This is a genomic window from Phaeobacter gallaeciensis DSM 26640, from assembly GCF_000511385.1.
Classification (GTDB): domain Bacteria; phylum Pseudomonadota; class Alphaproteobacteria; order Rhodobacterales; family Rhodobacteraceae; genus Phaeobacter; species Phaeobacter gallaeciensis.
Window position 1 is genome coordinate 2,741,958 of sequence record NC_023137.1, and the last position, 25,952, is coordinate 2,767,909.

The 25,952-nt window shown below is 59.2% G+C and carries 23 protein-coding genes; 11 read left to right on the forward strand and 12 right to left on the reverse strand.

The features are described from left to right. Window positions 1-43 precede the first annotated feature (43 nt). Complete coding sequence (locus GAL_RS13335) at window positions 44-760, reverse strand: SIMPL domain-containing protein (RefSeq protein WP_024098094.1); 717 nt, start codon at window positions 758-760, stop codon at window positions 44-46. Between the two features lie 170 nt (window positions 761-930). Between GAL_RS13335 and GAL_RS13340 the strand changes: the two genes are divergently transcribed. Further along, window positions 931-3,612 carry a hypothetical protein gene (locus tag GAL_RS13340; protein ID WP_024098095.1) on the forward strand — a complete coding sequence of 894 codons (2,682 nt, stop codon included), beginning with the start codon at window positions 931-933 and terminating at the stop codon, window positions 3,610-3,612. A gap of 119 nt (window positions 3,613-3,731) precedes the next feature. Here GAL_RS13340 and hppD read toward each other — a convergent pair whose 3' ends face one another. Beyond that, window positions 3,732-4,832 carry a 4-hydroxyphenylpyruvate dioxygenase gene (gene hppD / locus GAL_RS13345; protein WP_024098096.1) on the reverse strand — a complete coding sequence of 367 codons (1,101 nt, stop codon included), beginning with the start codon at window positions 4,830-4,832 and terminating at the stop codon, window positions 3,732-3,734. Window positions 4,833-4,976: 144 nt separating this feature from the next. On the opposite strand from hppD, the gene GAL_RS13350 reads away from it, so the two are divergent. From GAL_RS13350 to GAL_RS13360, 3 genes are all read left to right on the forward strand, one after another. Continuing rightward, a complete protein-coding gene (locus GAL_RS13350) occupies window positions 4,977-5,432 on the forward strand; it encodes an Lrp/AsnC family transcriptional regulator (protein ID WP_024098097.1) in 456 nt (151 codons plus the stop codon). A 62-nt stretch (window positions 5,433-5,494) separates the two neighbouring features. Continuing rightward, window positions 5,495-6,715: a PAS domain-containing protein gene (locus GAL_RS13355; protein ID WP_024098098.1), complete on the forward strand. Its 1,221-nt coding sequence runs from the start codon at window positions 5,495-5,497 to the stop codon at window positions 6,713-6,715. A gap of 450 nt (window positions 6,716-7,165) precedes the next feature. Then, the gene (locus tag GAL_RS13360) at window positions 7,166-9,058 is read left to right on the forward strand and encodes a monovalent cation:proton antiporter-2 (CPA2) family protein (RefSeq protein ID WP_024098099.1); all 1,893 of its coding nucleotides are present in this window, start codon (window positions 7,166-7,168) and stop codon (window positions 9,056-9,058) included. 71 nt (window positions 9,059-9,129) lie between these two features. Here GAL_RS13360 and cobT read toward each other — a convergent pair whose 3' ends face one another. Next, window positions 9,130-10,146 carry a nicotinate-nucleotide--dimethylbenzimidazole phosphoribosyltransferase gene (gene cobT, locus GAL_RS13365; protein ID WP_024098100.1) on the reverse strand — a complete coding sequence of 339 codons (1,017 nt, stop codon included), beginning with the start codon at window positions 10,144-10,146 and terminating at the stop codon, window positions 9,130-9,132. A 99-nt stretch (window positions 10,147-10,245) separates the two neighbouring features. On the opposite strand from cobT, the gene cobS reads away from it, so the two are divergent. Continuing rightward, window positions 10,246-11,004: an adenosylcobinamide-GDP ribazoletransferase gene (gene cobS, locus GAL_RS13370; RefSeq protein WP_024098101.1), complete on the forward strand. Its 759-nt coding sequence runs from the start codon at window positions 10,246-10,248 to the stop codon at window positions 11,002-11,004. Between the two features lie 13 nt (window positions 11,005-11,017). On the opposite strand, the gene GAL_RS13375 is transcribed toward cobS, so the two are convergent. From GAL_RS13375 to GAL_RS13400, 6 genes are all read right to left on the reverse strand, one after another. Beyond that, window positions 11,018-11,791, reverse strand: a complete 774-nt coding sequence (locus GAL_RS13375) for an ion channel (RefSeq protein WP_024098102.1) — start codon at window positions 11,789-11,791, stop codon at window positions 11,018-11,020. 180 nt (window positions 11,792-11,971) lie between these two features. Then, on the reverse strand, window positions 11,972-12,484 hold the full coding sequence (locus GAL_RS13380; RefSeq protein WP_014873844.1) for a CarD family transcriptional regulator: 513 nt from the start codon (window positions 12,482-12,484) through the stop codon (window positions 11,972-11,974). A gap of 361 nt (window positions 12,485-12,845) precedes the next feature. Further along, window positions 12,846-13,184, reverse strand: a complete 339-nt coding sequence (gene fdxA, locus GAL_RS13385; RefSeq protein ID WP_014873843.1) for a ferredoxin FdxA — start codon at window positions 13,182-13,184, stop codon at window positions 12,846-12,848. A 64-nt stretch (window positions 13,185-13,248) separates the two neighbouring features. Further along, a complete protein-coding gene (locus tag GAL_RS13390) occupies window positions 13,249-13,614 on the reverse strand; it encodes an RNA-binding S4 domain-containing protein (protein WP_024098103.1) in 366 nt (121 codons plus the stop codon). 28 nt (window positions 13,615-13,642) lie between these two features. Then, window positions 13,643-16,660 (reverse strand): helicase-related protein, encoded by a 3,018-nt coding sequence (locus GAL_RS13395; RefSeq protein WP_024098104.1) that lies wholly within the window; start codon window positions 16,658-16,660, stop codon window positions 13,643-13,645. 41 nt (window positions 16,661-16,701) lie between these two features. Further along, the gene (locus GAL_RS13400) at window positions 16,702-17,271 is read right to left on the reverse strand and encodes a tetratricopeptide repeat protein (RefSeq protein ID WP_024098105.1); all 570 of its coding nucleotides are present in this window, start codon (window positions 17,269-17,271) and stop codon (window positions 16,702-16,704) included. Between the two features lie 97 nt (window positions 17,272-17,368). Between GAL_RS13400 and GAL_RS13405 the strand changes: the two genes are divergently transcribed. From GAL_RS13405 to GAL_RS13415, 3 genes are all read left to right on the forward strand, one after another. Then, the gene (locus tag GAL_RS13405; RefSeq protein ID WP_024098106.1) at window positions 17,369-17,656 is read left to right on the forward strand and encodes an SCP2 sterol-binding domain-containing protein; all 288 of its coding nucleotides are present in this window, start codon (window positions 17,369-17,371) and stop codon (window positions 17,654-17,656) included. Then, window positions 17,656-18,618: an alpha/beta hydrolase gene (locus tag GAL_RS13410; protein ID WP_040104092.1), complete on the forward strand. Its 963-nt coding sequence runs from the start codon at window positions 17,656-17,658 to the stop codon at window positions 18,616-18,618. Before GAL_RS13405 ends, GAL_RS13410 begins: the two co-directional genes overlap by 1 nt. Window positions 18,619-18,762: 144 nt before the next feature. Continuing rightward, window positions 18,763-20,607: a M3 family oligoendopeptidase gene (locus GAL_RS13415; protein WP_024098108.1), complete on the forward strand. Its 1,845-nt coding sequence runs from the start codon at window positions 18,763-18,765 to the stop codon at window positions 20,605-20,607. 74 nt (window positions 20,608-20,681) lie between these two features. On the opposite strand, the gene GAL_RS13420 is transcribed toward GAL_RS13415, so the two are convergent. Further along, window positions 20,682-20,951 carry a DksA/TraR family C4-type zinc finger protein gene (locus GAL_RS13420; RefSeq protein WP_024098109.1) on the reverse strand — a complete coding sequence of 90 codons (270 nt, stop codon included), beginning with the start codon at window positions 20,949-20,951 and terminating at the stop codon, window positions 20,682-20,684. A gap of 297 nt (window positions 20,952-21,248) precedes the next feature. On the opposite strand from GAL_RS13420, the gene GAL_RS13425 reads away from it, so the two are divergent. Together GAL_RS13425 and GAL_RS13430 are read left to right on the forward strand one after the other, a co-directional pair. Next, the gene (locus GAL_RS13425; protein WP_024098110.1) at window positions 21,249-21,863 is read left to right on the forward strand and encodes a glutathione S-transferase family protein; all 615 of its coding nucleotides are present in this window, start codon (window positions 21,249-21,251) and stop codon (window positions 21,861-21,863) included. A 51-nt stretch (window positions 21,864-21,914) separates the two neighbouring features. Continuing rightward, on the forward strand, window positions 21,915-22,511 hold the full coding sequence (locus GAL_RS13430) for an SDR family oxidoreductase (protein WP_024098111.1): 597 nt from the start codon (window positions 21,915-21,917) through the stop codon (window positions 22,509-22,511). 65 nt (window positions 22,512-22,576) lie between these two features. Here the strand turns inward: GAL_RS13430 and GAL_RS13435 are convergent, their stop codons facing one another. Both GAL_RS13435 and GAL_RS13440 read right to left on the reverse strand, forming a co-directional pair. Continuing rightward, window positions 22,577-23,638 carry an ABC transporter ATP-binding protein gene (locus GAL_RS13435; RefSeq protein WP_024098112.1) on the reverse strand — a complete coding sequence of 354 codons (1,062 nt, stop codon included), beginning with the start codon at window positions 23,636-23,638 and terminating at the stop codon, window positions 22,577-22,579. An 18-nt stretch (window positions 23,639-23,656) separates the two neighbouring features. Then, complete coding sequence (locus GAL_RS13440; RefSeq protein WP_024098113.1) at window positions 23,657-24,448, reverse strand: IclR family transcriptional regulator; 792 nt, start codon at window positions 24,446-24,448, stop codon at window positions 23,657-23,659. 134 nt (window positions 24,449-24,582) lie between these two features. On the opposite strand from GAL_RS13440, the gene GAL_RS13445 reads away from it, so the two are divergent. Beyond that, window positions 24,583-25,833: an ABC transporter substrate-binding protein gene (locus GAL_RS13445; RefSeq protein ID WP_024098114.1), complete on the forward strand. Its 1,251-nt coding sequence runs from the start codon at window positions 24,583-24,585 to the stop codon at window positions 25,831-25,833. Window positions 25,834-25,952 lie beyond the last annotated feature (119 nt).

Genomic DNA, 25,952 nt, shown 5'->3' on the forward strand with positions numbered 1-25,952 from the left:
CATCATAAGGAAAAGGCCGGGACATCCCGGCCTTTTCTAGTTCTCAGTCGTTTGTCGGCAGTTTGATATCGTAAACCACGGAGACGCTGTGGCTGAAATTCAGCTCCCCCGCCTCAATTGGCATCGGGGCGCTGCGGGCCATCTCCATCGCCATCATCGGCTGACCACCACCGGTGTCGCGGTCGTGAATTGACCGCACAGGGCCCAGCTCAACCCCGGCGGCCTCCGCCAGCTGGGCTGCCTTGCGCCGTGCATCCTTCACAGCGGCGCCGCGGATCTGGTCCTGCACTTTGCCCGGATCGGCGACACCGAAATTCAGCCCCCGGAAATCATTGGCGCCAACTTTCAGCACTTGATCCAGCACCTCGCCCAGTCGATCCAGATCGCGGATGCGCAGGGACAGGGTATTGGAGGCGTTGAACCCGGCGATTTTGCGGCGGCCATCCGAATAGCTGCGGTCCTGAGACCAGACAGGGTTCAGCGAAATCTGCTGGGTCTGCATGTCCTCCGCTGCGATACCAGCCGTCCGCAATTCATCAACCACCGCGACCATTTTGGTGGAGACGGCGGACATGGCGAGCGCGGCCTCTTCGGCCTCTTCAGTGACGCCCAGGGTGATTGTCGCCAGTGTCGGGGTGACCGCGATACGCGCCTCACCGGTAACCGAGATCTGGCGATCCACCGGGGTTTCCTGCGCATGGGCGAGCCCTGTTGCCAGCAGAACCGCCAGCGCCGAGGCCAAGATATGTCTAGCTTTCATCGAACTGCTCCTTTTTCTCCAGTGTAACATGGGGATGGCAATTGACCGCCTGCAAGGGGGAAATCGTGTCTTTTCCTTTCCCTTGGGCGCGCTCTGCCTTATGGTCTGCGCCAAGATCGCCCTGCCACACAGGGGTATGGGCATACTAAAGCTGAAGGCGTGTTTGCATCATGAAACCGGGGTTTGCACTTTCTCTGTCCTCCACCGGCGTTGGCCTATTGCAACGTGCCGCCGGGGGCTGGCGCCAGATTGGCACAGTCTCGCTGGATGTCGACGATCTGAGCGCCGCGCTGGCGGATCTGCGCCAATTGGGCGAACGCCATGCGCAGGGGCCAATCGCGTGCAAACTGATCATCCCGAACGATCAAATTCGATATTTGACGCTTGAGACCGGGGCCACCGATCCCGACAGCCGCCGCGCCGCTGCTGAGCAGGGCCTGGATGGGGCCACTCCCTATCAGGTGGATGAGCTGGCCTTCGACCTGAGCGAGGATGGCGCACAGACGCATGTGGCCGCCGTCGCCCGCGAGACCTTGCAAGAGGCGGAAGATTTTGCGCTGATGCATGGATTTCTGCCGGTGAGCTTTGTGGCCATGCCGCAGGACATGAACTTTCTGGGGGAGCCATTTTTCGGCGCATCTAAGACCCTGCTGGAATCCGGCGAAGCCCCGGTTGAGCCTGACGGTATCGCGGTCGTTGATATAGGCCCTGCCGACCCGCCGCCCGCTATTGCTGACGCTGATGTGGATGCCGAGACAGATGCTGACACGCGCGTAGAGGAGAACGCATCTCCCAACGCACCCCTCTCTGATGATACCGTCGCTGCGCCCCCTGCCCCCTCAACGCCTGAAGACGTATCTGTTGATGACAATTCTGTTGATGAGATTGGAACGAACGAGGCCAATGCCAAACCGATCGAAGAGACCCTAGCTGACCCGGATCCCGTCCCTGAAGACCCCCCTGTTGCCGACGGCGAAGATACACCGCCACCCGCTATCGCTGCGAGCGGGTTTTCGACACGACGACGCAAGGGTGGGGAACTGCGCGCGCAGAAAGCGCCTGTACCAATGGCATCAGCTGAACCGCCAAAGGCCCCTGCGGCAACTAAAGCCGGTGCCGAGACCCGTACTGCAGCGCCGGATATTGATCCCAAGCCAAAGGATGGCCAACGAGTGGTGCCCCATGCTGCCTTTGGCTCTATCGCGCTGGCCGACAGCCCGGCGGCGACGAGAGAGGGCGACACGAAAGTCCGGCCACTTTCCGCACCGACGGATGGGCCGGAGGCACCGTCCTCCGCCGCCAAAGGTGGTATTCCGGCCGCTCCAAAGGCATCAGGCCCGGCACCGGTTCTGCCCCGTGATGACATCGCGGACATCTCACTCCCGGAGGCGCCTAAAGACAAGAAATCTCTGCATGAGGCGGGCAAGGCATCCCTGCTGGCCGGTGTCTCTAAGCAAAAGGTCGGCGGCAAGCCTCGGTTCCTTGGCTTGGCGCTGGTGAGCGGCTTGCTGATTTTCATGGCGATTGTGGCAGCCTGGGCAATCCTCGCCGACAGGCAGTCCCGTAACGCCGTCAGTGATGCGACCACAGCGCCCTTGGACAGCCCAGACACAAGTGGTCCCGGTGATATCGCCCCCCAAGTCAGCGCGATACCAGATCAACCTGACGAGGGCCCGCTGTTGCCACTGGATGCAACGCCAGACGGCACCTCCCCCAGTGACGCAGCTGCCGCTTCGGACGATACTGAGGAACTTTCCAGCACGGATACCGCGGTTCTGGACGCGCTGCGGCTGGAGCAGGACAACGCACCGACGGCAGATAAAACACTGACGGAGGATCTGGACCGGGCCGAGCTGGCCCCGGAAGCGGATGAGGCCGGGGCTGCTGCAGATCAGGACACCCCTCTCACACGCGCGGCCCAATATGCCGCAACCGGCATCTGGCAACACGCGCCTGAAACGCCCGAGACCCCGGGAACAGATACGCTTGAGACCCTCTATGTGGCCTCAATTGACCCGACCGATATCTCCGAAGATGCAACAGCCCTGCCTGATCAGACCCTGTTCGCGACGGACCTGGAACTGGGCGCGATCAGCACACCGACTGCTGCCGGACAACAGTTTGACCTGGATGAGCGCGGATTGGTCAAGGCCACCCCAAATGGGACACTGAACCCGGATGGGATCATGGTGTTCCTCGGCCGTCCCGAAAAGATCCCTCCACCGACCCCTGCCCGACCAGACCCGGAGGTCGCCGCCGCAGCGGAGGAAGCAGCGCGTCAGGCGATCCTCTCGGAACTTCGCCCCAAACAGCGCCCAAACGATCTGGTTGAACAGAATGAGCGCGCGCGGCTTGGCGGGTTGAGCCGTGCTGAACTGGGCGCACTTCGCCCCCGCAGTCGTCCACCGGGATTGAAACCCCCAGAAGAAAACAGCCTGCCCGCAACGGCACAGGCGATTGCACGCTCCGTTGTGCCCCGAGGGCGGCCAGCCAATTTTGCCAATCTCGTCGATCGTGCGAAACGGAACCGTCAACGCAACGCGGAGCCCAGCATCTCAGAGGCGGTCGCCAGCGCCCCGCCCCGGACAGTCACGCCGCGGATCCCATCCAGTGCATCGGTTGCGCGGCAAGCGACCGTCGACAACGCGATCAATCTGCGCCGCGTGAACCTGATTGGTGTCTACGGCACCCCGTCAAATCGCCGCGCGCTGATCCTGATGCCCAATGGCCGCTACAAGAAGGTAAAAGTCGGAGATCGGATCGATGGCGGGCGTGTTGTGGCCATTGGCAACAGCCAGCTACAATACCAGAAGGGCAATCGCAATCTAACGCTGAAAATTCCCAGCAGTTAAGGCCCCCCCGCCGGAACGATACGACCACCGCGCAGAAGGTGCCCCAAATATCGAACCAAATCGAAAAAGCCGGACCACTCTAGGCCCGGCTTTTGTCGTTTTGGTCTGCGAATGGTTAGTCACTCAGCCTCTGCAAGCTCCCCAGTGGCGATCTGCTCACGCTCGATCGATTCAAACAGAGCCTTGAAATTCCCCTCGCCAAAGCCTTCATCCCCCTTGCGCTGGATGAATTCAAAGAAGATCGGGCCAATTACGGTTTTAGAAAAAACCTGCAGCAGGATCTTGGTCTCGCCACCGCCAACGACCCCCTCGCCGTCAATCAGAATGCCGTGTTTCTGCATTCGATCCAGCGGCTCTTCATGGCCCACAACACGCTCATGACTCATTTCATAATAGCTGGGAGGTGGCGCGGGCATAAAACTGATACCGCGTTCCGCGATTTGGTCCGCGTCGCCGTAGATATCTTCAGTCCCGACAGCAATGTGCTGAATGCCTTCCCCTTTGTATTTCTTCAGATAGGACACGATCTGACCCGTCTCACCACGATCTTCGTTAATCGGAATGCGGATACGACCACAGGGCGAGGTCAAGGCACGGCTTCTTAAACCAGTATACTTGCCTTCGATGTCAAAGAAGTGGATTTCGCTAAAATTGAACAGCTCACCATAGAACTTGAACCACTTGTCCATGTTGCCCTGGTAGACATTGTGGGTCAGGTGATCCAGATAATAGAAACCCACACCGCGCGGTTTCGACTGGGCGAGCCACTCGAATTCAGTATTGTAGGGCGAGGTGTCATAATACTGGTCGATAAAGTAAATCAGCGAGCCACCAATTCCCCTGATCGCAGGGACGTCCATCGTCTTGTCGGCCCCCTCATAAGCTTCTGCCCCCTTAGCGACAGCATGTTCGAAGGCCTTTTGCGCATCGACAACACGCCACCCCATGGACGGCGCACAAGGACCATGATCCGCAACGAAGCGCTCCGCGAAACTACCTTTCTCGGCATTCAGGACATAAGTGATGTCCCCCTGCTGCCACAGTTCGATACCAGGCTTGGTCTTGTGGCGCGCCACCAGCTCATACCCCATACGCGCAAAGAGGTCGCGCAGCTCCTGTGGGTTGGGGTGGGCAAATTCGACAAATTCAAACCCATCGGTTCCGGCCGGATTCTCTGGGCTGATGACGGATTTCGGGGCGTTATGCGGGAACGGGCCCATGCGGCTTCCTCCAAATAGGGAATAGTGTAGCTGCATCTAGAATACCGCAATTCAGATGCTTGTTTTGCGCATAGTTTAGGGTATGCAAGAGTATAAGTGCGCAAATCACGCGCATAATCCAGAATATTTGCGAAAGTCCCGCACATGTTAGACGCAACTGATCAGAAACTGCTCTCCGCGCTGCAAAAAGACGCCCATTTGACGGCACAGCAGCTCGGGGAACTGTTGAATCTCTCGGCAAGCCAAGCCGGGCGGCGCCGACAACGTCTGGAGGCAGACGGCTACATCCGCAGCTATGAGGCACGGCTGGATCCTGACAGGCTAGGGTTGAGTGTGCAGGGGTTTGTGCAGGTCCATCTTGAAAGTCATGGACCCGAACAATCTGAACGATTTTCACGGCTGGTCCGGATGCGCCCCGAAATCACCTCAGCCTGGACCATGACCGGCGAAGCCGATTATTTGCTTAGGGTATTCTGCACTGATCTTGCAGCGTTAAACCGGCTTTTGCATGAAATTCTGCTGCCCCACCCGACAGTCGCACGGGTTCAGAGCCAGATTGTGATGGCACAATTAAAAAGCGATGGGCCGCTGCCGACTTAAGGTTCCGTGAACACTCGTGCGCTATACAAACACGGTACAGACTTAGAGATTGGATAGAGACCGTGTCCTTTGTAGATCGTCGCATTGAAAGCCGCCCCACCCGCGGCGAGGCTCCATTTGGGCTAAACGAGGTGTTTTTTTCCCGCACCGACAGCCGGGGGGTCATCATCGCCGGCAACTATGTGTTCCGCAGGGTGTCCGACTACGACTGGGAGGAACTGCTAGGCGCGCCACATCGCACTATTCGCCATCCCGACATGCCCAAGGGTGTGTTCCAATTGTTCTGGGACACCATCAAGAGCGGCCAGACCATGGGCGCCTACGTCAAGAACAAATCGAAAGATGGGCTTTACTACTGGGTGTATGCGGTCGTAGTGCCTTGCGCTGACGGTTACTTGTCGGCACGAATTAAACCCAGCAGCAAGATGTTCGACGATGCCCGAAATCTCTACGCCAAGTTGCTTGCGGCGGAGCAAAACGAAGGGCTGACACCGGAGGAAAGCGCCGAACGCCTGAAGGCCTGGATCGTCGATCATGGTTTTGACGACTATCGGCAATTTGCGACCAAGGCGATGAGCGAGGAACTGATCGCGCGCGACATCGGACTGGACAATGAGCCGGATCAAATGATTGTCGATCTGTGCCAGATGCTGGACAACGCCAAGACACTCGTCGGCGAGACCGAAGGCCTGATCAAGGATTTCGACGCCATGCATACAATCCCGCATAACCTGCGGGTCATTGCGTCGCGTATCGAACCCTCAGGCGGGCCCGTCACTGTCCTGTCGCAGAACTATGGCGCAATGTCGCGCGAAATGTCTGACTGGTTTGCAGCGCATGTCATGGGCAAGGACAGCAATTTCGCGGTGATTGAGGCAGCCGTGGACGATTCCCTGTTTGTGGAGTGCATGGTACGTGTCCTGAAGGAATGCGACATCCAGCTTCAGAAGGAACGGCGCAATCTGGGTGAAATTGACATGCAGGGAGAACGCGACATGCTGGCCCAATTGGTGGCCCAGCAACTGGAACGCGCAGGCAAGGGGCTAGACCAGGTGGAACGCGAAGCTTCACGTATCATGCATGCCTGTCAGGTTATGCACCGCCATTTTCTGGGCCTCAGCTCGACTCGTGTTCTGTGCAAAATCGAAAGTGCCCGCCTACCAGAGTCGGGCGAAACGCTGGCGGATATCATCGACCAGCTTGGCGTCTTTCAGGAACGTATCTCCCAACGGCTGGAGCGTATCGCGAAACTCAGCAATGAGATCCGGTCCCTGGAACGCTGACGCCAAGCGCATAGGTGATGCACAAACCCTGGACATGACCATCGAATCTACCAGAGGCGGTCTGTCTTATTAATCCCCGGTGAGACGTAGAGCCGCAGGAATAGCGGCTCTATCTCAAGCGCCTGTGAGGCCGCTCAGGAGCGATAACAGCCAGTTCATGACTGCTCCTTTGAGCTTCAAAACCTCGGCATTATCGCCCTTAGCGGGTCAGCGGCGCTGAATTAGCAGAGTCTAGCCCAGTGAGCCCTCTTGCAGCCTCAATTATGTGAGTGCCCAATGTTTCGTGTGAAGCTCAACCGGCCCTGCTCAACGGTCAGGCAGTACGGTACAGGTCGCTCTTTCGGACGAATACGCTGCGGTCGCGCCAACGGCAGCACCGCCACACCGACCCGCGCTGCCATCGCATGTTAACCGTTGCCAAGCCGGGCAGCGCTTGCGATACCAAAACTTATGGATGCATTTCTCTATCAAGCAACGATCTACCTTGCAGCCGCGGTGATCGCCGTGCCGATTGCCGCACGTCTCGGGCTTGGGTCCGTCTTGGGCTATCTGGCTGCCGGAATCATTATCGGACCAGTGTTCGGGTTCGTCGGCAGCGAAGCCGAAGATCTGCGCCATTTCGCCGAGTTCGGCGTCGTCATGATGCTCTTTCTGATCGGCTTGGAACTGGAGCCGCGCGCGCTTTGGGCGATGCGGCACAAGCTGCTTGGCCTAGGCGGCCTGCAGATCCTAGTCAGCACGATCGCCCTGATGGGGGCAGCCATGCTGGCAGGGGAGACCTGGCAGGTGGGTCTGGCCATTGGCCTGGCGCTCTCGCTGTCCTCAACGGCCATCGTCCTGCAAACCCTTTCTGAAAAAGGGTTGATGCGGACCGGTGGGGGGCGGGCGACATTTTCGGTTCTGCTCACGCAGGACATCGCAGTCATCCCCATCCTTGCCTTACTGCCGCTGCTGGCAGCCCAACATGGTGCGCAGATCACCGGAAATGGATCCATCGCGCGCGCCGCGGATGACGCCCATGGCGCATCCAGCCACGCTACACTGTCGCTGGTCGAAGGGCTGCCGGGGTGGGCTGTGACCCTGGTGACCCTTGCCGCAATCGGATCAATCGTGCTGGCCGGGGTCTATCTCGCGCGTCCGGTGTTCCGGTTCATCCACGCCTCCAATCTGCGCGAAATGTACACGGCGCTGGCGCTGATGATCGTTGTTGGCATTTCTTTCCTGATGACGCTGGTCGGCCTTTCACCTGCGCTTGGAGCCTTTCTTGCTGGAGTGGTTCTTGCCAACAGTGAATTCAGGCATGAGCTTGAGAGCGATCTCAACCCCTTCAAGGGGCTACTGCTTGGTCTGTTCTTTATCACTGTCGGTGCCGGTATCAATTATCGCCTGTTTCTGGCCGAGCCGGGCGATCTCATTGGTCTTGCCCTGCTAGTCATCGTAGCAAAAGGCGCCGTGCTCTACTTTGTGGGCAAAGCCTTCGGCCTGAAGAAACGTGATCACTGGCTCTTTACGCTGGGCCTTGCGCAGGCAGGTGAGTTCGGGTTTGTCCTGCTGGCATTTTCCCGGCAGCTCAATGTGGTGCCACCTGAACTGTCCGAGAAACTGCTTCTGGTGATCGCCCTGTCGATGCTGATCACCCCGCTGTTGTTCATTCTCTATGACCTGCTGTCAAAGTACAGCAAGGACAGCCCCAAGGAACAGGCCGACGACGAAATCGACGAAGAAGGCCCGGTCATCATTGCCGGAATTGGGCGCTTTGGTCAGATCGTCAATCGGCTGGTCCGTGCCAGCGGGTTCAATACCGTTGTTCTGGACAGCAATATGGCATCCGTGCAGCTGATGCGGCGGTTTGGCGTCAAGAGCTTCCTCGGTGATCCGACCCGCCCCGAACTGTTGAAAGCCGCTGGCATTGCAAAGGCCAAGGTCCTCGTTGTGGCGCTCGACGACAGAGAGGCAGCCCTCAGGTTGGTTGCCCATGCCCGTCGTGGTTATCCGGATCTGCACATCATTGCGCGCGCTTTTGATCGCAACCATGTGTTTGAACTCTACAAGGCGGGGGCGAATGACATTGTGCGTGAGATGTTCGACAGTTCCCTGCGCGCCGGGCGCTATGTTCTGGAGCAGATCGGGCTGAGCGAATATGAGGCGGCGCAAGCCGAGCAGATGTTCTATGCGCATGATCGTCAGACGGTGCGCGAACTGGCGGGTCTTTGGATTCCCGGAACACCGACTAGCGAAAACCCGGCCTATATCGCCCGTGCCCTTGAGCTGGAAAAAGATCTGGAAACAGCGCTCTTGGAGCTTGCAGAGGCCAAGAAATCCTCAGACCAGAAATCAGCCTGACCCTCCGTTGCGTCGTCCTGCCTGTCAAAAGGCAGGACGGCAAAGCGGCATCAGTGGCGCATAGTGCCAGCTCAGCTGCCGGAAACGCCCGCTTCCTCAAAGGTTGCCATACCGCTGTGGCACGCGACAGCTGCCCGTAGCACCTGGATCGCCAAGGCCGCACCGGACCCCTCTCCAAGGCGTAGATCCAGTGACAGAAATGGCGGCTTGCCAAGATGGGTCAGCAATGCGGCGTGGGCGCTTTCGGCGCTCTGGTGACCTGCGACGACATGATCCAATGCTGCCGGATGAGTGCGCATCAAGCAAGCGGCCGCAGCACAGCAGATAAAGCCATCCAGAATGACCGGGATTCTCATCATCCGGGCCGCGGTCATCGCCCCGGCCATGGCGGCAATCTCACGCCCGCCGAGACGGCGCAGCGCCTCAACACCGTCGGTGATGGCCGGGCCATGCAACGCCACCCCTTCCGCCACAACCCGAGTTTTATTCGCCAGGCCGGTATCATCAACACCGGTCCCACGTCCGGTCCAATCCCCGGCGTCGCCGCCGAACAGCGCACAGGCCAGCGCTGCGGCCGGTGTCGTATTGCCGATACCCATCTCACCAACTACAAGCAGATCGGCGGAGGGATCGACCGATTTCCATCCCGTCTGCAACGCGCTGAGCAGTTCAGCGTTGTCCATAGCCGCGTCTTTGGTAAAGTCCTTCGTTGGCCTCTCCAGATCGAGGCTATGAACATCAAGACGAGCGCCCGCCAGCTTTGCCAACTGGTTGATCGCGGCGCCGCCGTGTTTGAAGTTGGCGACCATCTGTGCCGTCACTTCGCTCGGAAAGGCAGAGACCCCCTGCTGCACGATGCCATGATTGCCGGCAAAGACGATTACCTGCGGCGCTCGGATCACCGGGCGCTCTGTACCGCGCCAGCTTCCGTACCAGATCGCCAGATCCTCCAGCCGTCCGAGCGAGCCTGGCGGCTTGGTCAATTGACTGTTGCGTTCGGCCGCGGCTGTTTCAGCCCGTTCGTCCACGCCCGGAGCCTGCGCGAGCTGCGCACGAAAGTGATCAAGCGAAAAGAGCGGTGACAGCATGGAAAGCCTCATTGCATCGAAGGGGTCATCGCAGGTAAAGCGGATCATCCGTATGTACCGGTTCATCTTGACACCGCAAGCCCTCCGTGAGGCCCGCAAATGCGAAAAAACGACATATCTGGTGTAGATTTTCTGCTTGTGTTGATCTTGTTGACACGTTTGCCCACGCCAAGGTTGCAAAAACAACAGTTTGCGCGACATGCGCACGCGGTTTGGGCATTTCCCTTTGCCGGGGTTGCCGTTGCGGTACCGGCGTGCCTGTTGGCGGTCATCGCGCAGGGAATGGGATTATCTCCGATGCTGGCGGCTGGGATCGCGCTGCTCACGCAGACACTTCTGACGGGCGCCATGCACGAGGATGGGCTGGCAGATACCGCGGATGGGTTTTGGGGTGGTTTCACCCGTGAGCGGCGGTTGGAGATCATGAAGGACAGCCAAATCGGCACCTATGGTGTACTGGCGCTGATCCTGACATTTGGTCTGCGCTGGGTCGCCTATGCGAGCCTGCTGGCGGCTGACGCGGCATGGCCGCTCTTGCCTGTGGCCATGCTGAGCCGGGCGATGATGCCAGTCGTGATGGCGGCGCTGCCGAATGCGCGCACCACCGGCCTGTCGTCCTCCGTTGGGCGGCCTCCCTGGCGCAACTGCGGATTGGGGCTGGCGATTGCAACCCTGGCCGCCGTTCTGACCCTTGGCTGGGCCGCCTGGGGGCCCTTGCTGGCGATGTGTGTAGTCGCTGCCGCGATCGCTGCCACAGCCCGCACCAAGATCGGAGGGCAGACCGGAGATGTCTTGGGCGCCACGCAGCAGCTGTGTGAGCTTGTCGCGCTGCTCTGCCTGTCCGCCATCCTCGGCTGAAGCCCGCTGCCGCTTACTCCACGCCGCTGGTGCGGATCTTCAGCTGTCCGCCACAGTGCTTGCAGTGCACCGCATCCACATCGTGGCGGGTTAGCCCACATTGGCTGCAGGTATAGCGCACACGCTGCGGATTAAAGATCGCCTGCGCCAGCCGCACAAACAAGGTCACCCCCACCACCATGACAAAGACCGAAAAGGTCTTGCCGGCAGGAGTCGCCATGGTGATATCGCCGAAACCAGTGGTGGTCAGCGTCGCGACCGTAAAATAGAGCGCATCAATATAGGGGTAGTCGCTGCCCGTAGTATCCATGAAAAACACCAGAGCCGTCATCGACGTCACAAAAACAAAGATGAACAAGTTGATCCCGGCGATGATTGCATCCTCATGGCGACGAAAGAGCCGGCTGTCACGCCGCAGATCCTGCAGTAGATGGTAGGAGTGGATCAGTCGTAAACCGCGCAAGATGCGTAGGAACGCCAGCCCTCCTGGCAGAATGGCCTCCAACAACAGCGATACCAGTACAATGATGTCAGCGAGCGTATAAATGCGCCAGAACAGCTTGCGCCGGTTTCTGCTGATCCAAAACCGTGCTGCCAGATCCAATGCGATGATCAGCCCGACCAGCCAGCTCAGCCCGATCAGCCAAGGCCCATGGGGAATATGCGCGGTGGACATGAAAAACAGGATGGTTACTGCGTCAAAACCGATCAGCCCATAGCGAAAGCGGACGGAAGCGCTATCAGCCCCGCGATAGAGATCGGTCAGGCGAGTCTTTAGATCCGTCATAGGTATTCTCTGCTCGTTTTTGGCCGTGGTCGGGCGCATCATCCTGTCAGAGATACGCAGTGACATCGGGAGGGGCTAAATCATAGCCCAAAAATAAAAAAGGCCACGCCCTGAAGCGCAGCCTTTGTTTTTGATTTTCGAATATCAGCTGGCTAGATCACCGCTGTTTCCGGGTAAAGATCACGCTGCAGCACGTGAGGTCAGTACCTCGTCAACCTGCTTCGCGGCAGAGATTTCATCGCCACCAGAAACGGCTGCAACCTCACGCGTCAGACGCTCAAGCGCGGCCTCATAGAGCTGACGCTCCGAATAGCTCTGCTCGCGCTGATCATCGGTGCGGTGCAGGTCGCGGACCACTTCCGCGATGGAAATCAGATCACCCGAGTTGATTTTCTGCTCATACTCTTGGGCACGGCGCGACCACATCGCGCGCTTTACTTTCGCCTTACCCTTGAGCGTGGTCATCGCCTTGGCGATCACATCGGGGGAGCTGAGCGACCGCATACCAATTTCGGTTGCCTTGTTGGTCGGCACCCGCAGGGTCATCTTGTCCTTCTCGAAGGTGATCACAAACAGTTCCAGCGCGAAGCCGGCCACTTCCTGCTCCTCGATCGAAATGATCTGGCCAACGCCATGGGCGGGGTACACAACATAGTCGTCGGGGCGGAATTCAGGCTTCTTCGATTTAGTCATACAGGTCTTTCCTCGCTATGTGCCGATTCAGGATCGGCTGGGCTGCCACAGGTCCACGCACGCGACGATCCGAAGACCCGCATCTATAGACATGCCGCAGGAAAACCGCCAACAGACCCATGCGACATGAGGCGCACAGCCAAGGCGGACATCCGTGATTGGTCATTTGCTGACTGAGTATATCACATTTTTTGCCTTACAAAAAGGCGAGGACCCGTGAAACCTCATGGTGGCGGGCTATCAGACTATAGAAAACACCGCAAAACGGGCTGATCTTCCAGCGCCTGCCTGGCAGCAGCGCCATGAACAGCAGAGGTGAGTCGGCAGATCAAGTGCCTCGCAGGTTCTGCGTGCCCCTGGATCAGCCGCCTTCGCCTGGCGCTTCGGAGAAATACTTCTCCAACTTGCCCTCTTCCCCGTCGCGCTCCTCAGCTTCAGGAAGCGGGTCTTTCTTGGAGACAATGACGGGCCACATTTCAGAATATTTGCGGTTGAACTCAACCCATTTATCCATGTCCGGTTCCGTATCCGGGCGGATCGCATCCGCCGGGCATTCCGGTTCACAAACACCACAATCAATACATTCATCCGGGTGGATCACCAATGTGTTCTCACCCTCATAGAAGCAATCGACCGGACAGACTTCGACGCAGTCGGTGTATTTGCAGGCAATGCAGTTATCCGTAACGACATAAGTCATGGTTGGCCGAGTCCCGTAGCTGTTTGGCTTGTAGCTAAATCACCGAAGCGCCGGCTTCAAGATGTCAAAACGCACCATCCCTGCGACTAAGATCAAGCGCTCTGCGCTCTTTCTTATCCGGGCGACCTTTTCCCTCGTAACGCGGGTTGCGCGGCACGGGGTCCTGTTTTTCGGTCAAATCAAAGTACAGCGCCTGTGCCTCTGGGGCCGGTCCGCGCCGTATTCCGAGGGCTTCGATCCGCACGGTTCGGATGATGCGGCCCTGCGGGAAGGTCAGAACGTCCCCGGAAGAGACGTTCTGAGCCGGTTTTGCGATTTTGCTGCCATTGAGACGAAGATGACCGCCACTGACCATTTTGGCGGACAGGCTGCGGGTCTTGAAGAACCGCGCCTGCCACAACCATTTGTCAATTCTGATCTTCTCGCTCACCAGCACACTCTTCGGTTTCAGCAGCCGATCAATCGGATTGCTTCAGCCCCATCAGCGCTGCGGCAAAGGGGTTGTCCGGGTCAATCTGCTTTTCCTTCTTCGGCGGACGCGCCGAATAGGTCTTGCTGCCCTGATCTTGACGGCCGCCCTTCTTACCAGGTTTACCATCACGACCGCCCGGCTTGCCGCCGCGCGGTTTGCCCTTGCCACGCGGGGCATCGCCACCGCGTTTGGCACCACCGCGTTCGCCGCCAGCCTCCTGACCGCGCCGATTGCCGTTGCGGTTGCCACCGGTCTTGCGGGCGCGGCCCCAGGTGAAGGTATAGAAAACCTCGGTTTCCTGTTCATCAACCTTCGCATCGGCCGCATCGCCGACAGGTGTCTCAATTTCTGCGGTTTCCGGAATCGGATCGGCAGCAACCGGATCTGCGAGCTCTTCCGCCACGGGCGCAACGCCCGCATCTTCGATCCCGGTAACCTCAACCGGGACGTCAGCAGGCACGGCCGGGTCGGCAACAACCGCATCGGTGGTTGCCGCGGTATCAGCCTCATCCGGCGCAGCGGCGGGCGTGTTCTCAACCTGCTGAGCGGCGTCCATAACAGGTACGTCGGCCTCGGGTGTGCCGGTTTCAGTCACCACGGCATCAACGGCCTTGGCTTTCACCCGTTCACCCTTGTCAGCCTGATAGCCAAGCCCCTGCATCAGGTCGGCAAACTGCTCAAGCGTCATACCCGTGATCGACAGCATATCGGCCTTGGCTTCAAAACCGCCACGACTGTCTTCGGCTCGCAGCATATCTGCAAGGCGTTCCAGCATATCGATACGGATCATGCGTTCGCCTGCGTTGCGATACCCGCACATGGTATCATACCCCTGCGGTGCATCCTTGATAACCGGTACGGTCACAAGGCCAGCTGGTGGTGCATCCGGGAACTCCCCCAGACCTTCGGCAAGCGCCCAGAGCACCAGACGCAGTCGGGTCGGTGCCGGCTTCAGCAGCAGCGGCATGAAGATGGTGAACTGGCCAAACCGAATGCCGTGCTTGCGCAGCGCGCCACGGGCATCCTGATCCAGATCCTTCACCTCTTGCGCGACGGCTCCACGCGGCAGAAGGCCCAGCCCCTCGACCATGCGGAAGGCAAAGCCACGCGCAAGGCCGGTTAGCTCTTCGTCCCGCTGTAGGTTGAGCAGCGGCTCAAACAGCGCGTTGATTTTGCGGGAGATGAAATGCTGCAGGCGGCGTTCGACTTTCTGAGCGACGTCTGCCCCGGCAGCGTCATCGACAAAAACCTCGATGCGTGGGTTCAGCGGATCTGCGCCGGCCACCAATTTGCCAACAGCGTGTTCGCCCCACATCAGGCCGCCCTGATCGGTAAAATCAATTTCAGTATCCGGCGCGTTGTAAAAACGGTCAGCCCGGAGATGGAAATGCGGTGCGAGTGCTTGCAGGGAGGCGGATTTCAACGCCTTTGCCTCGGCGCCCTGAGCGCTTTTGTCCGGCGAGAACCGGAACCCTTCAAGACGACCAACGAATTCACCTTCGACGGTCACTTCACCCTTGTCATTCACTTCGGCCAAAAGGGCCTCCTTCTGTTTGAGCCGGCGCAAAAGCACGGATGTGCGCCGGTCCACAAATCGCTGAGTCAGACGTTCGTGCAAGGCGTCCGACAATCTGTCTTCTACAGCGCGCGTCTCTCCGCGCCAATGACTTTCATCACGGACCCAGCCGTTCCGTTGTGCAACGTAGGTCCAGGTTCGGATAAAGGCCAAACGTTTCGACAATGCGTCAATGTCGCCATCAACCTTATCGATCCGTTTTATCTGTCGTGCCAACCAATCGTCCGGCACTACACCGGACCCGTGCAGATACTGGAACAAAACGCCCAAAAGGCCAGAATGTTCCGACTGAGAGATGCCGCGAAAATCAGGCACCCGGCAGACATCCCACAGCAACCGCACAGAGGGAGCGTTGGTTGTCCGCGCCAGAATTTCATCCTGCTGGGAAAGCGATTTCAGCGCGATGAGATCATCCGCTTCGCGTGCGCGAACAAGATTCTGGTCCTCTGGTGCTGATTCGAGGGAACGGATCAGCGCTTCTACAGTGCCAAATTGAAGCTTGGAGGAACGCCAGTTCAGCTTTTTCAGCGGCGTGAACCGATGCTCCATGATGGCTTGCGCCACACCATCGTCCAGCGGCGGTGCGTCACCGGTTACCCCGAAGCTGCCGTGGCTCATGCCGCGCCCTGCCCGCCCGGCGATCTGCGCCAGTTCATTGGGCGCCAGCTGCCGCATCCGGCGCCCATCAAATTTGGTCAGCGAGGAAAAAGCAACGTGATCAATATCGAGGTTAAGCCCCATGCCGATGGCATCGGTCGCGACCAGATAGTCCACCTCTCCGTTCTGGTAGAGCTCCACCTGGGCGTTGCGAGTCCGTGGGCTGAGCGCGCCCATGACCACCGCCGCGCCGCCCTTCTGGCGGCGTAGTAGCTCAGCAATGGCGTAGACATTGTCGATGGAAAACCCGACGATAGCTGTGCGCGCGGGCATCCGGCTGAGCTTTTTTGAGCCGGAATAGACCAGATCCGAGAGCCGCTCCCGGCGCAGAAACTGGACACCGGGGATCAGTGCCGCGATCGGACCGCGCATGGTATCCGCACCCAAAAACAGCGTCTCCTGCGTGCCACGCGCCCGCAGCAGCCGGTCAGTGAACACATGCCCGCGTTCCGGATCGGCGCAGAGCTGGATCTCATCAACCGCCAGAAAATCACAGCCCATGCCCTCGGGCATCGCCTCAACCGTGCAGATCCAATACTGCGCGCGGGGTGGAACGATACGCTCCTCCCCGGTGACCAGCGCCACCACCGAAGGGCCCCGGGCCGCCACCACCTTGTCATATACCTCCCGCGCAAGAAGACGCAGCGGAAACCCCATGACACCGGTGCGGTGCCCCAACATGCGTTCGATTGCATAATGGGTCTTGCCGGTGTTGGTCGGTCCCAGAACCGCCAGGACCCGGGAGGTCCCGGAACTCTGCATGCCTGTCATGATATCGCCCTCAACACCCGAACCGCGTACAATTGTCCGCCTTACAGCTCTCTGCCTTCGACTGTGGTCTTCAGCCGGTCGAGCGCGTTGCTTATCGCCTCGTGATGCGGATGTATAGCCTGCGCCCTCTGATAGGCCTCATAGGCGTTTTGCGGATCATTAAACTGTTCAAACATCGCTCCCAGCGCGAAGATCGCGTTGTAGTCATTGGGGTTCAACATCAACGTCCGCTCCAGATCCGCCACCGCAGGCCCGAAAAGCCCCGCAGTGAAATAGGCCCGCGCACGTTCGTACCAACCCGTCGCAAATCCGGGCGCATGATCGGTCAGCGCGGTCAGATGCTCAATGGCAATGCGGGTGTCGCCCCGCTCCAGAGCGTCCTTGCCTCGTTTCAGCAAAAGGTCCATCGCCGGAGAACCACTGCTCCCCCAAAGCGCCTGCAACGATCTATCCAGACCGATCGCCTCGTCCGGATCAGACTGGGCCAGCGCCGCAAGCAATCCGGCCTCATCCACAGGGTCCTGCGCGCGCGCCTGCAAAGGCATGGAAAACAGGACTGTCAAAGACGTTGCCGCCACGATAGCTTTGAGATTGGAGAATTTTGCAACCATGATGGGTTAAGTGTAACCGCGCAGCCTGCGTTTTCCAGAGCTGGAGGGTCTTCCCTCACATAAATTTGCAGCTGCGGACCAAATATGAGGACTGAACATGAGCGAAACGCTGACCCAAGCGGCAGAAACGCTGAACGAAAAAATGGACGGCGGCTTTGATGGCTCTGCCAAATTCGACATCACCGGCATGGGCAGCATCGTGCTGGATCAGAACGGCGCCCGCGTCGCCGACGACGAAGCCGACGTCACCATGACCGCCGATGCAGAGACTTTTCAATCCATCATCGAAGGTGAGTTGAACCCCACCACCGCCTTCATGAGCGGCAAGCTGACCATTGACGGTGACATGGGCACCGCGATGAAGCTGGCATCGGCAATGGCCTGATGGACGCGCCCCTGATGGATCTGACACCCGCCCCATTCTTTGCCGATATCGCGCGAGGACCCGACGGTGGGCAGGCTCATTGGGTGACCACGAGCGATGGCCTGCGCATCCGCGTGGGCCATTGGCGTCCGGATGGCGCCGAAAAAGGTACGTTGTTGCTGTTTCCGGGACGCACTGAATATATCGAGAAATACGGCGCCGCAGCCCAGGACCTGGCCAATCGCGGCTATGCCACATTGGCCATTGACTGGCGCGGTCAGGGGCTTGCCGACCGGATGCTGCCCGAGCGCCTTCTGGGCCATGTTGTTGCGTTTCGCGATTTTCAGAAAGATGTCGACGCTGCCGTGGATCTGGCGGAGCGACTGGCGTTGCCAAAGCCTTGGTTTGTGCTTGGACACTCCATGGGCGGGGCCATAGGGCTGCGCGCCGTGATGGAGGGGCTGCCGGTGAAAGCCTGTGTGTTTTCCGCCCCGATGTGGGGCATTCAGATTCCCCCGGCCCTGCGCCCTGTGGCGCGGCTGCTCAGCGCGATGGGCGACCGGTTCGGCATTGGCGCGATGCGGACCCCGACAACCACCCTTGCTCCTTATGTGCAGGCCAGCCCGTTTGAGGGCAATTCGCTCACCAATGATGCGGAGATGTATCGTCTCATGCAGGATCAGCTGGCGGCACAGCCGGAACTGTCGCTCGGCGGGCCGACGGTGCGGTGGCTGGGTGAGAGTCTGCGGGAATGCGCCGATCTCGCAAAAATGCACTCGCCTGCACTGCCTTGTATCACCTTCCTCGGGACGCAGGAACAGATCGTCAATACCGCAGCCATCCATGATCGCATGGCCCGCTGGCCCGGCGGAGAACTGGATCTGGTCAAGGACGCGCAGCACGAGGTGATGATGGAAGGGGCTGACACACGCCGCAGCATTTTTGACAAGATGACCCGGCTGTTTGACCAATACGCCGATTAGGCTGCCCCTTCGGGTAAGGCTGACCCGGAGCGCACCGCCCTCGTCTTGCGCATAAATCACTACAACACACAGGGCGGTTGCTTGTGATCCCCTGCCCCCGCGCTTAGATGTCGAAGCAGACATAAAACAGCCTGAGGTGCCCTGATGATCAACGCTCCCTTCCTTGACCGCGACCTGATGCGAGACGTCAATGCCAATGCCGCAGGTGGGGCTGGGCCGGACGGGTTGGGCAATCTGCCCGAATGGGACCTCAGCGATCTCTACACCTCTGAGGATGCGTCTGAGCTGGACCGGGACCTGGCCTGGCTGGAAGAGGAATGCGCAAGCTTCGCGGCTGATTACGAGGGCAAGCTGGCTGATCTGGATGCTGATGGCCTGCTCAATTGTGTCCTGCGCAATGAAAAGATCAACGCGATTGCTGGCCGGATCATGTCCTTTGCCGGATTGCGCTATTATCAGCTGACCACCGATGCAGGTCGGGCGAAGTTCATGTCCGACATGCAGGAGAAGATCACCATCTTCACCACACCGCTGGTTTTCTTCACATTGGAGATCAACCGGCTTGAGGACGCCGTGCTAGACGGCCACTTCGCCGCCAATAGTGATCTCGCCCGCTACAAACCGATCTTTGACCGAATCCGCGCGATGAAGCCTTATCAGCTGTCGGATGAGCTGGAGAAATTCCTGCATGACCTGGGCGTTGTGGGCGATGCCTGGGAGCGGCTGTTTGACGAGACGATTGCCGGTCTGACCTTCACCGTGAACGGCGAAGAGCTGAATATCGAAGGCACGCTTAATCTCCTGACCGAACAAGACCGCAGCAAGCGCGAGGCCGCAGCGCGGGAGTTAGCGCGTGTCTTCGCAGAGAACATCAAAATCTTCGCCCGCGTCCACAACACCCAAGCCAAGGAAAAGGAAATCCTTGATCGCTGGCGCGGCATGCCGTCGCCGCAGATGGGGCGCCACCTGTCCAACCATGTCGAGCCGGAAGTTGTCGAGGCCCTGCGCGAAGCCGTTGTGGCCGCCTACCCCAAGCTGTCGCACCGCTATTATGAACTGAAGCGCAAATGGCTCGGCCTGGACCGGATGCAGGTCTGGGACCGCAACGCGCCCTTGCCGATGGAAACCTCGCGCACCGTGAACTGGGGCGAAGCCCGCAAGATGGTGATGGACGCCTATAGCGCCTTTGACCCGCGGATGGGCGATCTGGCCGAGCCGTTTTTTGACAGAGGCTGGATTGATGCAGCTGTGAAACCGGGCAAGGCGCCCGGCGCATTTGCCCACCCGACCGTGACCGACGTGCACCCCTATGTGATGCTGAACTACCTCGGCAAACCGCGCGACGTGATGACCCTCGCGCATGAGTTGGGCCACGGTGTGCATCAGGTGCTGGCGGCGGATCAGGGCGAGATGCTGTCATCGACACCGCTGACACTGGCCGAGACCGCCTCGGTCTTCGGCGAGATGTTGACCTTCCGCAAGATGCTGGAAAACGCCAAGGATAAAACCGAGCGTAAGATCCTGCTGGCAGGCAAGGTCGAGGATATGATCAACACGGTCGTGCGCCAGATCGCGTTCTACGATTTCGAGTGCAAACTGCACGCCGCCCGCGCCGAGGGGGAGCTGACACCAGACGATATCAACGCGCTGTGGATGTCAGTGCAGGCCGAAAGCCTTGGCGAGGCTTTTGACTTCATGGAAGGTTACGAAACCTTCTGGACCTATGTGCCGCATTTCGTCCATTCCCCGTTCTACGTCTATGCCTATGCCTTTGGCGACGGGTTGGTGAACGCGCTTTACTCGGTCTATGCCGAGGGGGCTGAAGGGTTTGAAGACAAGTATTTCGAGATGCTGAAAGCCGGTGGATCCAAACACCACAAGGAACTGCTGGCGCCCTTTGGCCTTGATGCGTCTGATCCCACGTTCTGGGACAAGGGGTTGAGCATGATCTCCGATATGATCGACGAGCTGGAGGCGATGGAGGACTGATCCTCACGCATATCTCCGGACGAAGAAAGGAAGGGCGTGGTCAATCGGCTGCGCCCTTTACTCTTTGTCGGCGGTTATTTGAGCTGACTGTCCTTGCTGCCACGCCGGTTGGTACCACCCCGCGCGCTGTAGGCACTGTCGCGATCCTGCTGGCACTCGATACAGAGCTTCACTCCCGGAATGGCCTTGCGGCGCGGCTCCGGGATCGGTTCCTCGCAATCGGCACAATGGGTGAGGCTTTCGCCCACTGGCGCAGGCCGAGACTTAAGACGCGCTAGCTCGTCACTGATCGACGCCTCGATCTGTTCGCTCACCGCGCCGTCGCGCGCCCATCCTCCGGCCATGGTCCATCTCCTCTCATAGGGCTACATCCTATCACATCCGGCAGGCATATGCTGCAATTGCCCCTGATGTGATGTGATCGCTGTGGGTGAAACACCTGACTGGGCATGCTGGTTCCACTCTCCGATAACTCCGATGCGCCGCAGCGGCAGGCCCCAGGAACAAAATCGCGCCCCAAACCGTTGGACACACAACGGCGGCGAAAAGGCCGCCCTTCCTTTTGCGACCGAGTTCTGGAGACCCCCCCCCGCCTCCCACCCCAATCCGAAACCGACACCCTCTGCAAGGAGACGCCGCCCATGCTGACGATACATTGCCTCGCCTATTCGCGCGCGATCCGCCTGATCTGGCTGATGGAAGACCTGGGGCAACCCTACACCGTTGTCACCTATGACCGCACCGCCTCCTTCAGGGCGCCCGAAAGTCTGGCCAAGGTACATCCGCTGGGCAAATCCCCCGTGATCGAGGACAGGGACATAATGATCGCGGAATCCGCAACCTGCTTGCGCTACATTACCGACCGATACGGGGATACCCATCATCACCCCTCCCCCGGCAGCGCTGAGGCGGTGCATCACGAAGAACTGCTCGACTATGTCGAAAGCTCCTTTGCAGAAGTCGCCATGGGCGTGCTACTGCCTGCCCTGAAGGGTGAAGAGGCCACTCAGGCGGCCAGCCGTGCCATGGCTCAACACCTTGATTATCTTACCCAGAAGCTGCCCGAACAGGGGCTGCTGTTTGGCGACACCGCCACGCTGGCGGATATCCAGTTTTCCTACATCCTCGCCAATCTGGCAGCTATCAGCGCGTTAGAGAACGCGCCACGGGTTGCGCGCTATTGGACCGATCTGCAGCAACAGCCTGGCTATCAAGCCGCCGTGGCCAAGGTGGGTCCGATGGCTCCATCGTTCTGAGCCGCCAGCTGTCGGCCACCAATATCATTCACAGGAAATAAGGAGATCACCATGCAAGTTCTCGTAGTCGGCGCCACAGGCAATACCGGTCGCCGGGTCGTTGAAAAGCTCCTGCGTCTCGGCCACCACCCAATCGCCCTGATCCGCGAAGGGTCAGACACAAGCATTCTGCCGCGCGGCACCGCCACCCGACACGGAGACCTCACGGATCTGCCAGCGGAGGCCTGCGCGGGATGCGATAGCGTCGTTTTTGCAGCGGGATCCGGCGGCGACACATCGGCGGAGATGACAGAGAAGGTGGACCGCGATGGCGCAAAAGCCCTGATTAATTCGGCCAAACGTGCGGGTGTTTCCAAGTTTGTCATGCTCAGCTCAATCGGCGCGGACGACCCTGCTCCGGACAGCGACCTCGCCCATTACCTACAGGCCAAACATGACGCCGACGAACACTTGATACAGTCGGGACTAGACTACGCAATCCTGCGTCCGGTTCGCCTGACTGATGGCGATGGCAACGGTGACATGCTTTTCGGTGAGGAGGTCGATCCCGACGGGGTCGCTGCGCGTGGTGATGTCGCCACTGCCCTCGTAGATGCTGTCACAAATCCGGCATGGACGTGTAGGACAGCACTGATGCAGTCACTGTAATCAACTTGGATCGGCCGCGAACCACAAAAGGCCCCGGTGCATAGCAGCCCGGGGCCTACTATTTGCTAACGCAGGCGCTGCTCGGTCTCCCCGTCGAAGACATATGCATCCGCATCATCAAAGCCCAGGGCAACGGCCGTCCCCTCAGGCAAGGCTTCGTCGCCGCGGGTCTCAACTATGAGCTTTTCACCGGTTGGCGTGCTGAGATAGTCGTAGGACACACCGCCAAGTCGCTCCCTGAGGTCCAGAACCAAGCTGCTGTCCGCCGCTGTCACGCTCAGATGCTGTGGGCGCAGACCCAACAGCACCTTGCTGCCGTCTGCTGGCAAGGCCACTGAAGTCGCAACTCGGCGATTCTCAAGCGCGGGCACAACGACACCGTCGCCCTGCACCGTACCTTGAAGGAAGTTCATGCTGGGTGAGCCGATGAAGCCCGCCACAAAGCGATTATCAGGATCTGCATAAAGCTCCATCGGGCTGCCGACCTGCTCCACACGTCCGGCGCGCAGCACCACGATCTTATCCGCCAGTGTCATCGCTTCGACCTGGTCATGGGTCACGTAGATCATCGTCGCGCCGATTTCCTTGTGCAGGCGCGCGATTTCGACACGCATGTCGACCCGCAGTTCGGCGTCAAGATTGGACAGCGGTTCGTCGAACAGAAACACCTCAGGCCCCCGCACAATCGCGCGGCCAATCGCAACCCGCTGACGCTGACCGCCTGACAGAGCCTTGGGCTTGCGTTTGAGATAGTCGTCCAGCTTCAGGATTCGGCTGGCTTCTGCCACTTTCTCACGGATCTTCTCCTTGGGGTGACCGTTCATCTTGAGGCCAAAGCCCATGTTGTCTTCCACCGTCATATGCGGGTAAAGCGCATAGGACTGGAAGACCATCGCAACGCCGCGATCTGCCGCGTCAAGGCGGGTCACTTCCCGATCGCCGATATGAATATTACCGCTGCTGGTTTCTTCCAGCCCGGCAATCATGCGCAGCAACGTTGACTTCCCGCACCCCGAAGGACCAACGAAGACACAAAATTCGCCGTCGTCAATGCTCAGATCCACATCATGGATCACCTGCACATCTCCGTATTTCTTGACGGCCTTGGCCAAAGTGACCCCTGTCATACGTCTTCTCCCCTTCGGTTAACTTGGAAATTGCCAGGTCTCGGCAGCGGTTGCGATATCCTTGGCCGTTTGAAGCAATGCCGGGCGCAGGGCCGTCAGCCCCTCCAACGATTGGCGTTGCAGCGATGATGTGATCGACAGCCCGCCCATAACCTTGCCCGCCTCCGACAGGATCGGGGCGGCGATGCAGATAATACCCGGTTCATGCTCTTCCCGATCAAAGGCCACGCCATCACGGCGGATCTCGGCAAGCTCGGCCAGCAGCGCCTCAGATGTTGCAAGGGTGTGAGCGGTGTGGGCGAAAAACGCCTGCCTGCGAATGGCATCGGCCTGTGCCTCGGCTGACAGATGGGCAATCATGGCCTTACCAACGCCGGTGCAATAGCCCGGCCCGATCTTTCCAGCCTGACTGAACATTTCAATCGGCGTTTCGGCATTGCGCTTGTCGACATAGAGCACCTGCCCATGGTCAAGCTGCGCCAGGTGGATGGTTTCCCCAACATCTGCTGACAGTTGGTCCAGATAGGGACGTGCCACGGGTGCCAATGCGCTTTGCCGCCACGCAGCATGGGCCAGCCGCACCAACCGCAGGCCCGGCGCATAGGTCTGATTGGTTTCGTCGTAGGCCAACATCCCCTGATTGGTCAGGGTCTGGACCAGCCGATAAAGCGTTGCTTTGGGATGATCGGATGCGGCCAGCACCTCGCCAAACCGCATCGGGCGACCAGCCTCGGCAATCTGATCCAGCACCGCCAGCGCCTTGCCGACGGTACCATCCGACTCTCGTGATTGGGGCGCAGCTTTCGCCATCACAGTCCTTTCCCTGACCGAACCCAGCCGATGTAACTGTTGACATCCTTAGCTCGACCCGTTCATAGTTTCAATAGTTGGAATTTGGTTCCACTATATGAAACCAAAAGCCCCACGTCAATAGGGAGGACGTCATGAAGACTTTGAAAGGTACGGTTGCGGGTCTCGCTCTCAGCCTTGGCCTGGCCACTGCGGCACAGGCTGAATTGAGTGGCACGCTCAAGATTTTTTCGGACATGTCCAATCCTGCGCCCCGCGCAGTGATGGAGCAGATGGCGGAGGAATTCGACGCCATGCATCCCGATCTGTCAGTCGAACTGACCGTGATCGACCGCGAAGCCTATAAGACACAAATCCGCAACTTCCTGTCGGCGAACCCGCCGGATGTGGCCAACTGGTATGCCGCGAACCGTATGCGGCCCTACGTCTCTGCAGGTCTGTTCGAAGATATCAGCGACCTATGGGCGGAACCTGAAATCGCCGATGCGTTGGCCTCCACCAAGGGCGCGATGACGCTGAATGGTAAGCAATGGGGCGTGCCCTATACCTACTATCAGTGGGGCGTTTACTACCGCGAAGACATCTACAATGAGCTCGGTCTCGAAGAGCCCAAGGACTGGGCGACCTTCAAATCCAATTGTCAGAAGATCCTCGATTCCGGGCGCAAGTGCTTCACCATCGGCACCAAGTTCCTGTGGACCGCAGGCGGCTGGTTTGACTACCTGAACATGCGCACGAATGGGTATGACTTCCACATGGCGCTGACCAATGGCGAAGTCGCCTGGACCGATGACCGCGTGAAGCAGACCTTCGCCAACTGGCGCGAGCTGATCGACATGGGCGCCTTCATCGACAACCACCAGTCCTACAGCTGGCAGGAAGCCCTGCCGTTCATGGTCAAGGGGGAGGCAGCGGCCTATCTGATGGGTAACTTTGCAGTAGCGCCACTGCGCGAAGCGGGCCTTGGCACGGATCAGCTGGACTTCTACCAGTTCCCCAGCATCAACCCTGATGTTCAACTGGCGGAAGATGCGCCAACCGATACCTTCCACATCCCGTCCGGTGCACAGAACAAGGAAGCCGCGCGCGCCTTCCTGCGCTTTGTTGTCTCCGCAGACAACCAGACCAAGATCAACGGCGGCAGCGCCCTCGGTCAGCTGCCCGTCAATTCCGGCTCTTCGGTCGATGATGACGAAATGCTCAATCAGGGGTTCGAGATGCTGTCGTCCAACGCCCCGGGTGGTATTGCACAGTTCTTTGATCGCGATGCGCCTGCCGAAATGGCCTCGGTCGCGATGGAAGGCTTCCAGGAGTTCATGGTGTTCCCGGACAATCTGGATGACATTCTGAACCGCCTGGAGAAAGCCCGCGAGCGGGTCTACTGATCGCCATCAAGGTTCTAAAAATCGCGCAAGGCTGACTCACCATGGTCGGCCTTGCCGCCCCTTCCCCAGACCCGACGGCGCGGTATGCTGACAGCATTGACCAAGCGCATTGACGCAAG

Bases quoted from the DNA above. Each gene is read 5' to 3' on its own strand.
- GAL_RS13335 (WP_024098094.1), bottom strand. From the start codon at position 760: ATGAAAGCTAGACATATCTTGGCCTCGGCGCTGGCGGTTCTGCTGGCA.
- GAL_RS13340 (WP_024098095.1), top strand. From the start codon at position 931: ATGAAACCGGGGTTTGCACTTTCTCTGTCCTCCACCGGCGTTGGCCTA.
- hppD (WP_024098096.1), bottom strand. From the start codon at position 4,832: ATGGGCCCGTTCCCGCATAACGCCCCGAAATCCGTCATCAGCCCAGAG.
- GAL_RS13350 (WP_024098097.1), top strand. From the start codon at position 4,977: ATGTTAGACGCAACTGATCAGAAACTGCTCTCCGCGCTGCAAAAAGAC.
- GAL_RS13360 (WP_024098099.1), top strand. From the start codon at position 7,166: ATGGATGCATTTCTCTATCAAGCAACGATCTACCTTGCAGCCGCGGTG.
- cobT (WP_024098100.1), bottom strand. From the start codon at position 10,146: ATGCTGTCACCGCTCTTTTCGCTTGATCACTTTCGTGCGCAGCTCGCG.
- cobS (WP_024098101.1), top strand. From the start codon at position 10,246: ATGCGAAAAAACGACATATCTGGTGTAGATTTTCTGCTTGTGTTGATC.
- GAL_RS13375 (WP_024098102.1), bottom strand. From the start codon at position 11,791: ATGACGGATCTAAAGACTCGCCTGACCGATCTCTATCGCGGGGCTGAT.
- GAL_RS13380 (WP_014873844.1), bottom strand. From the start codon at position 12,484: ATGACTAAATCGAAGAAGCCTGAATTCCGCCCCGACGACTATGTTGTG.
- fdxA (WP_014873843.1), bottom strand. From the start codon at position 13,184: ATGACTTATGTCGTTACGGATAACTGCATTGCCTGCAAATACACCGAC.
- GAL_RS13395 (WP_024098104.1), bottom strand. From the start codon at position 16,660: ATGACAGGCATGCAGAGTTCCGGGACCTCCCGGGTCCTGGCGGTTCTG.
- GAL_RS13400 (WP_024098105.1), bottom strand. From the start codon at position 17,271: ATGGTTGCAAAATTCTCCAATCTCAAAGCTATCGTGGCGGCAACGTCT.
- GAL_RS13405 (WP_024098106.1), top strand. From the start codon at position 17,369: ATGAGCGAAACGCTGACCCAAGCGGCAGAAACGCTGAACGAAAAAATG.
- GAL_RS13410 (WP_040104092.1), top strand. From the start codon at position 17,656: ATGGACGCGCCCCTGATGGATCTGACACCCGCCCCATTCTTTGCCGAT.
- GAL_RS13415 (WP_024098108.1), top strand. From the start codon at position 18,763: ATGATCAACGCTCCCTTCCTTGACCGCGACCTGATGCGAGACGTCAAT.
- GAL_RS13420 (WP_024098109.1), bottom strand. From the start codon at position 20,951: ATGGCCGGAGGATGGGCGCGCGACGGCGCGGTGAGCGAACAGATCGAG.
- GAL_RS13425 (WP_024098110.1), top strand. From the start codon at position 21,249: ATGCTGACGATACATTGCCTCGCCTATTCGCGCGCGATCCGCCTGATC.
- GAL_RS13430 (WP_024098111.1), top strand. From the start codon at position 21,915: ATGCAAGTTCTCGTAGTCGGCGCCACAGGCAATACCGGTCGCCGGGTC.
- GAL_RS13435 (WP_024098112.1), bottom strand. From the start codon at position 23,638: ATGACAGGGGTCACTTTGGCCAAGGCCGTCAAGAAATACGGAGATGTG.
- GAL_RS13440 (WP_024098113.1), bottom strand. From the start codon at position 24,448: ATGGCGAAAGCTGCGCCCCAATCACGAGAGTCGGATGGTACCGTCGGC.
- GAL_RS13445 (WP_024098114.1), top strand. From the start codon at position 24,583: ATGAAGACTTTGAAAGGTACGGTTGCGGGTCTCGCTCTCAGCCTTGGC.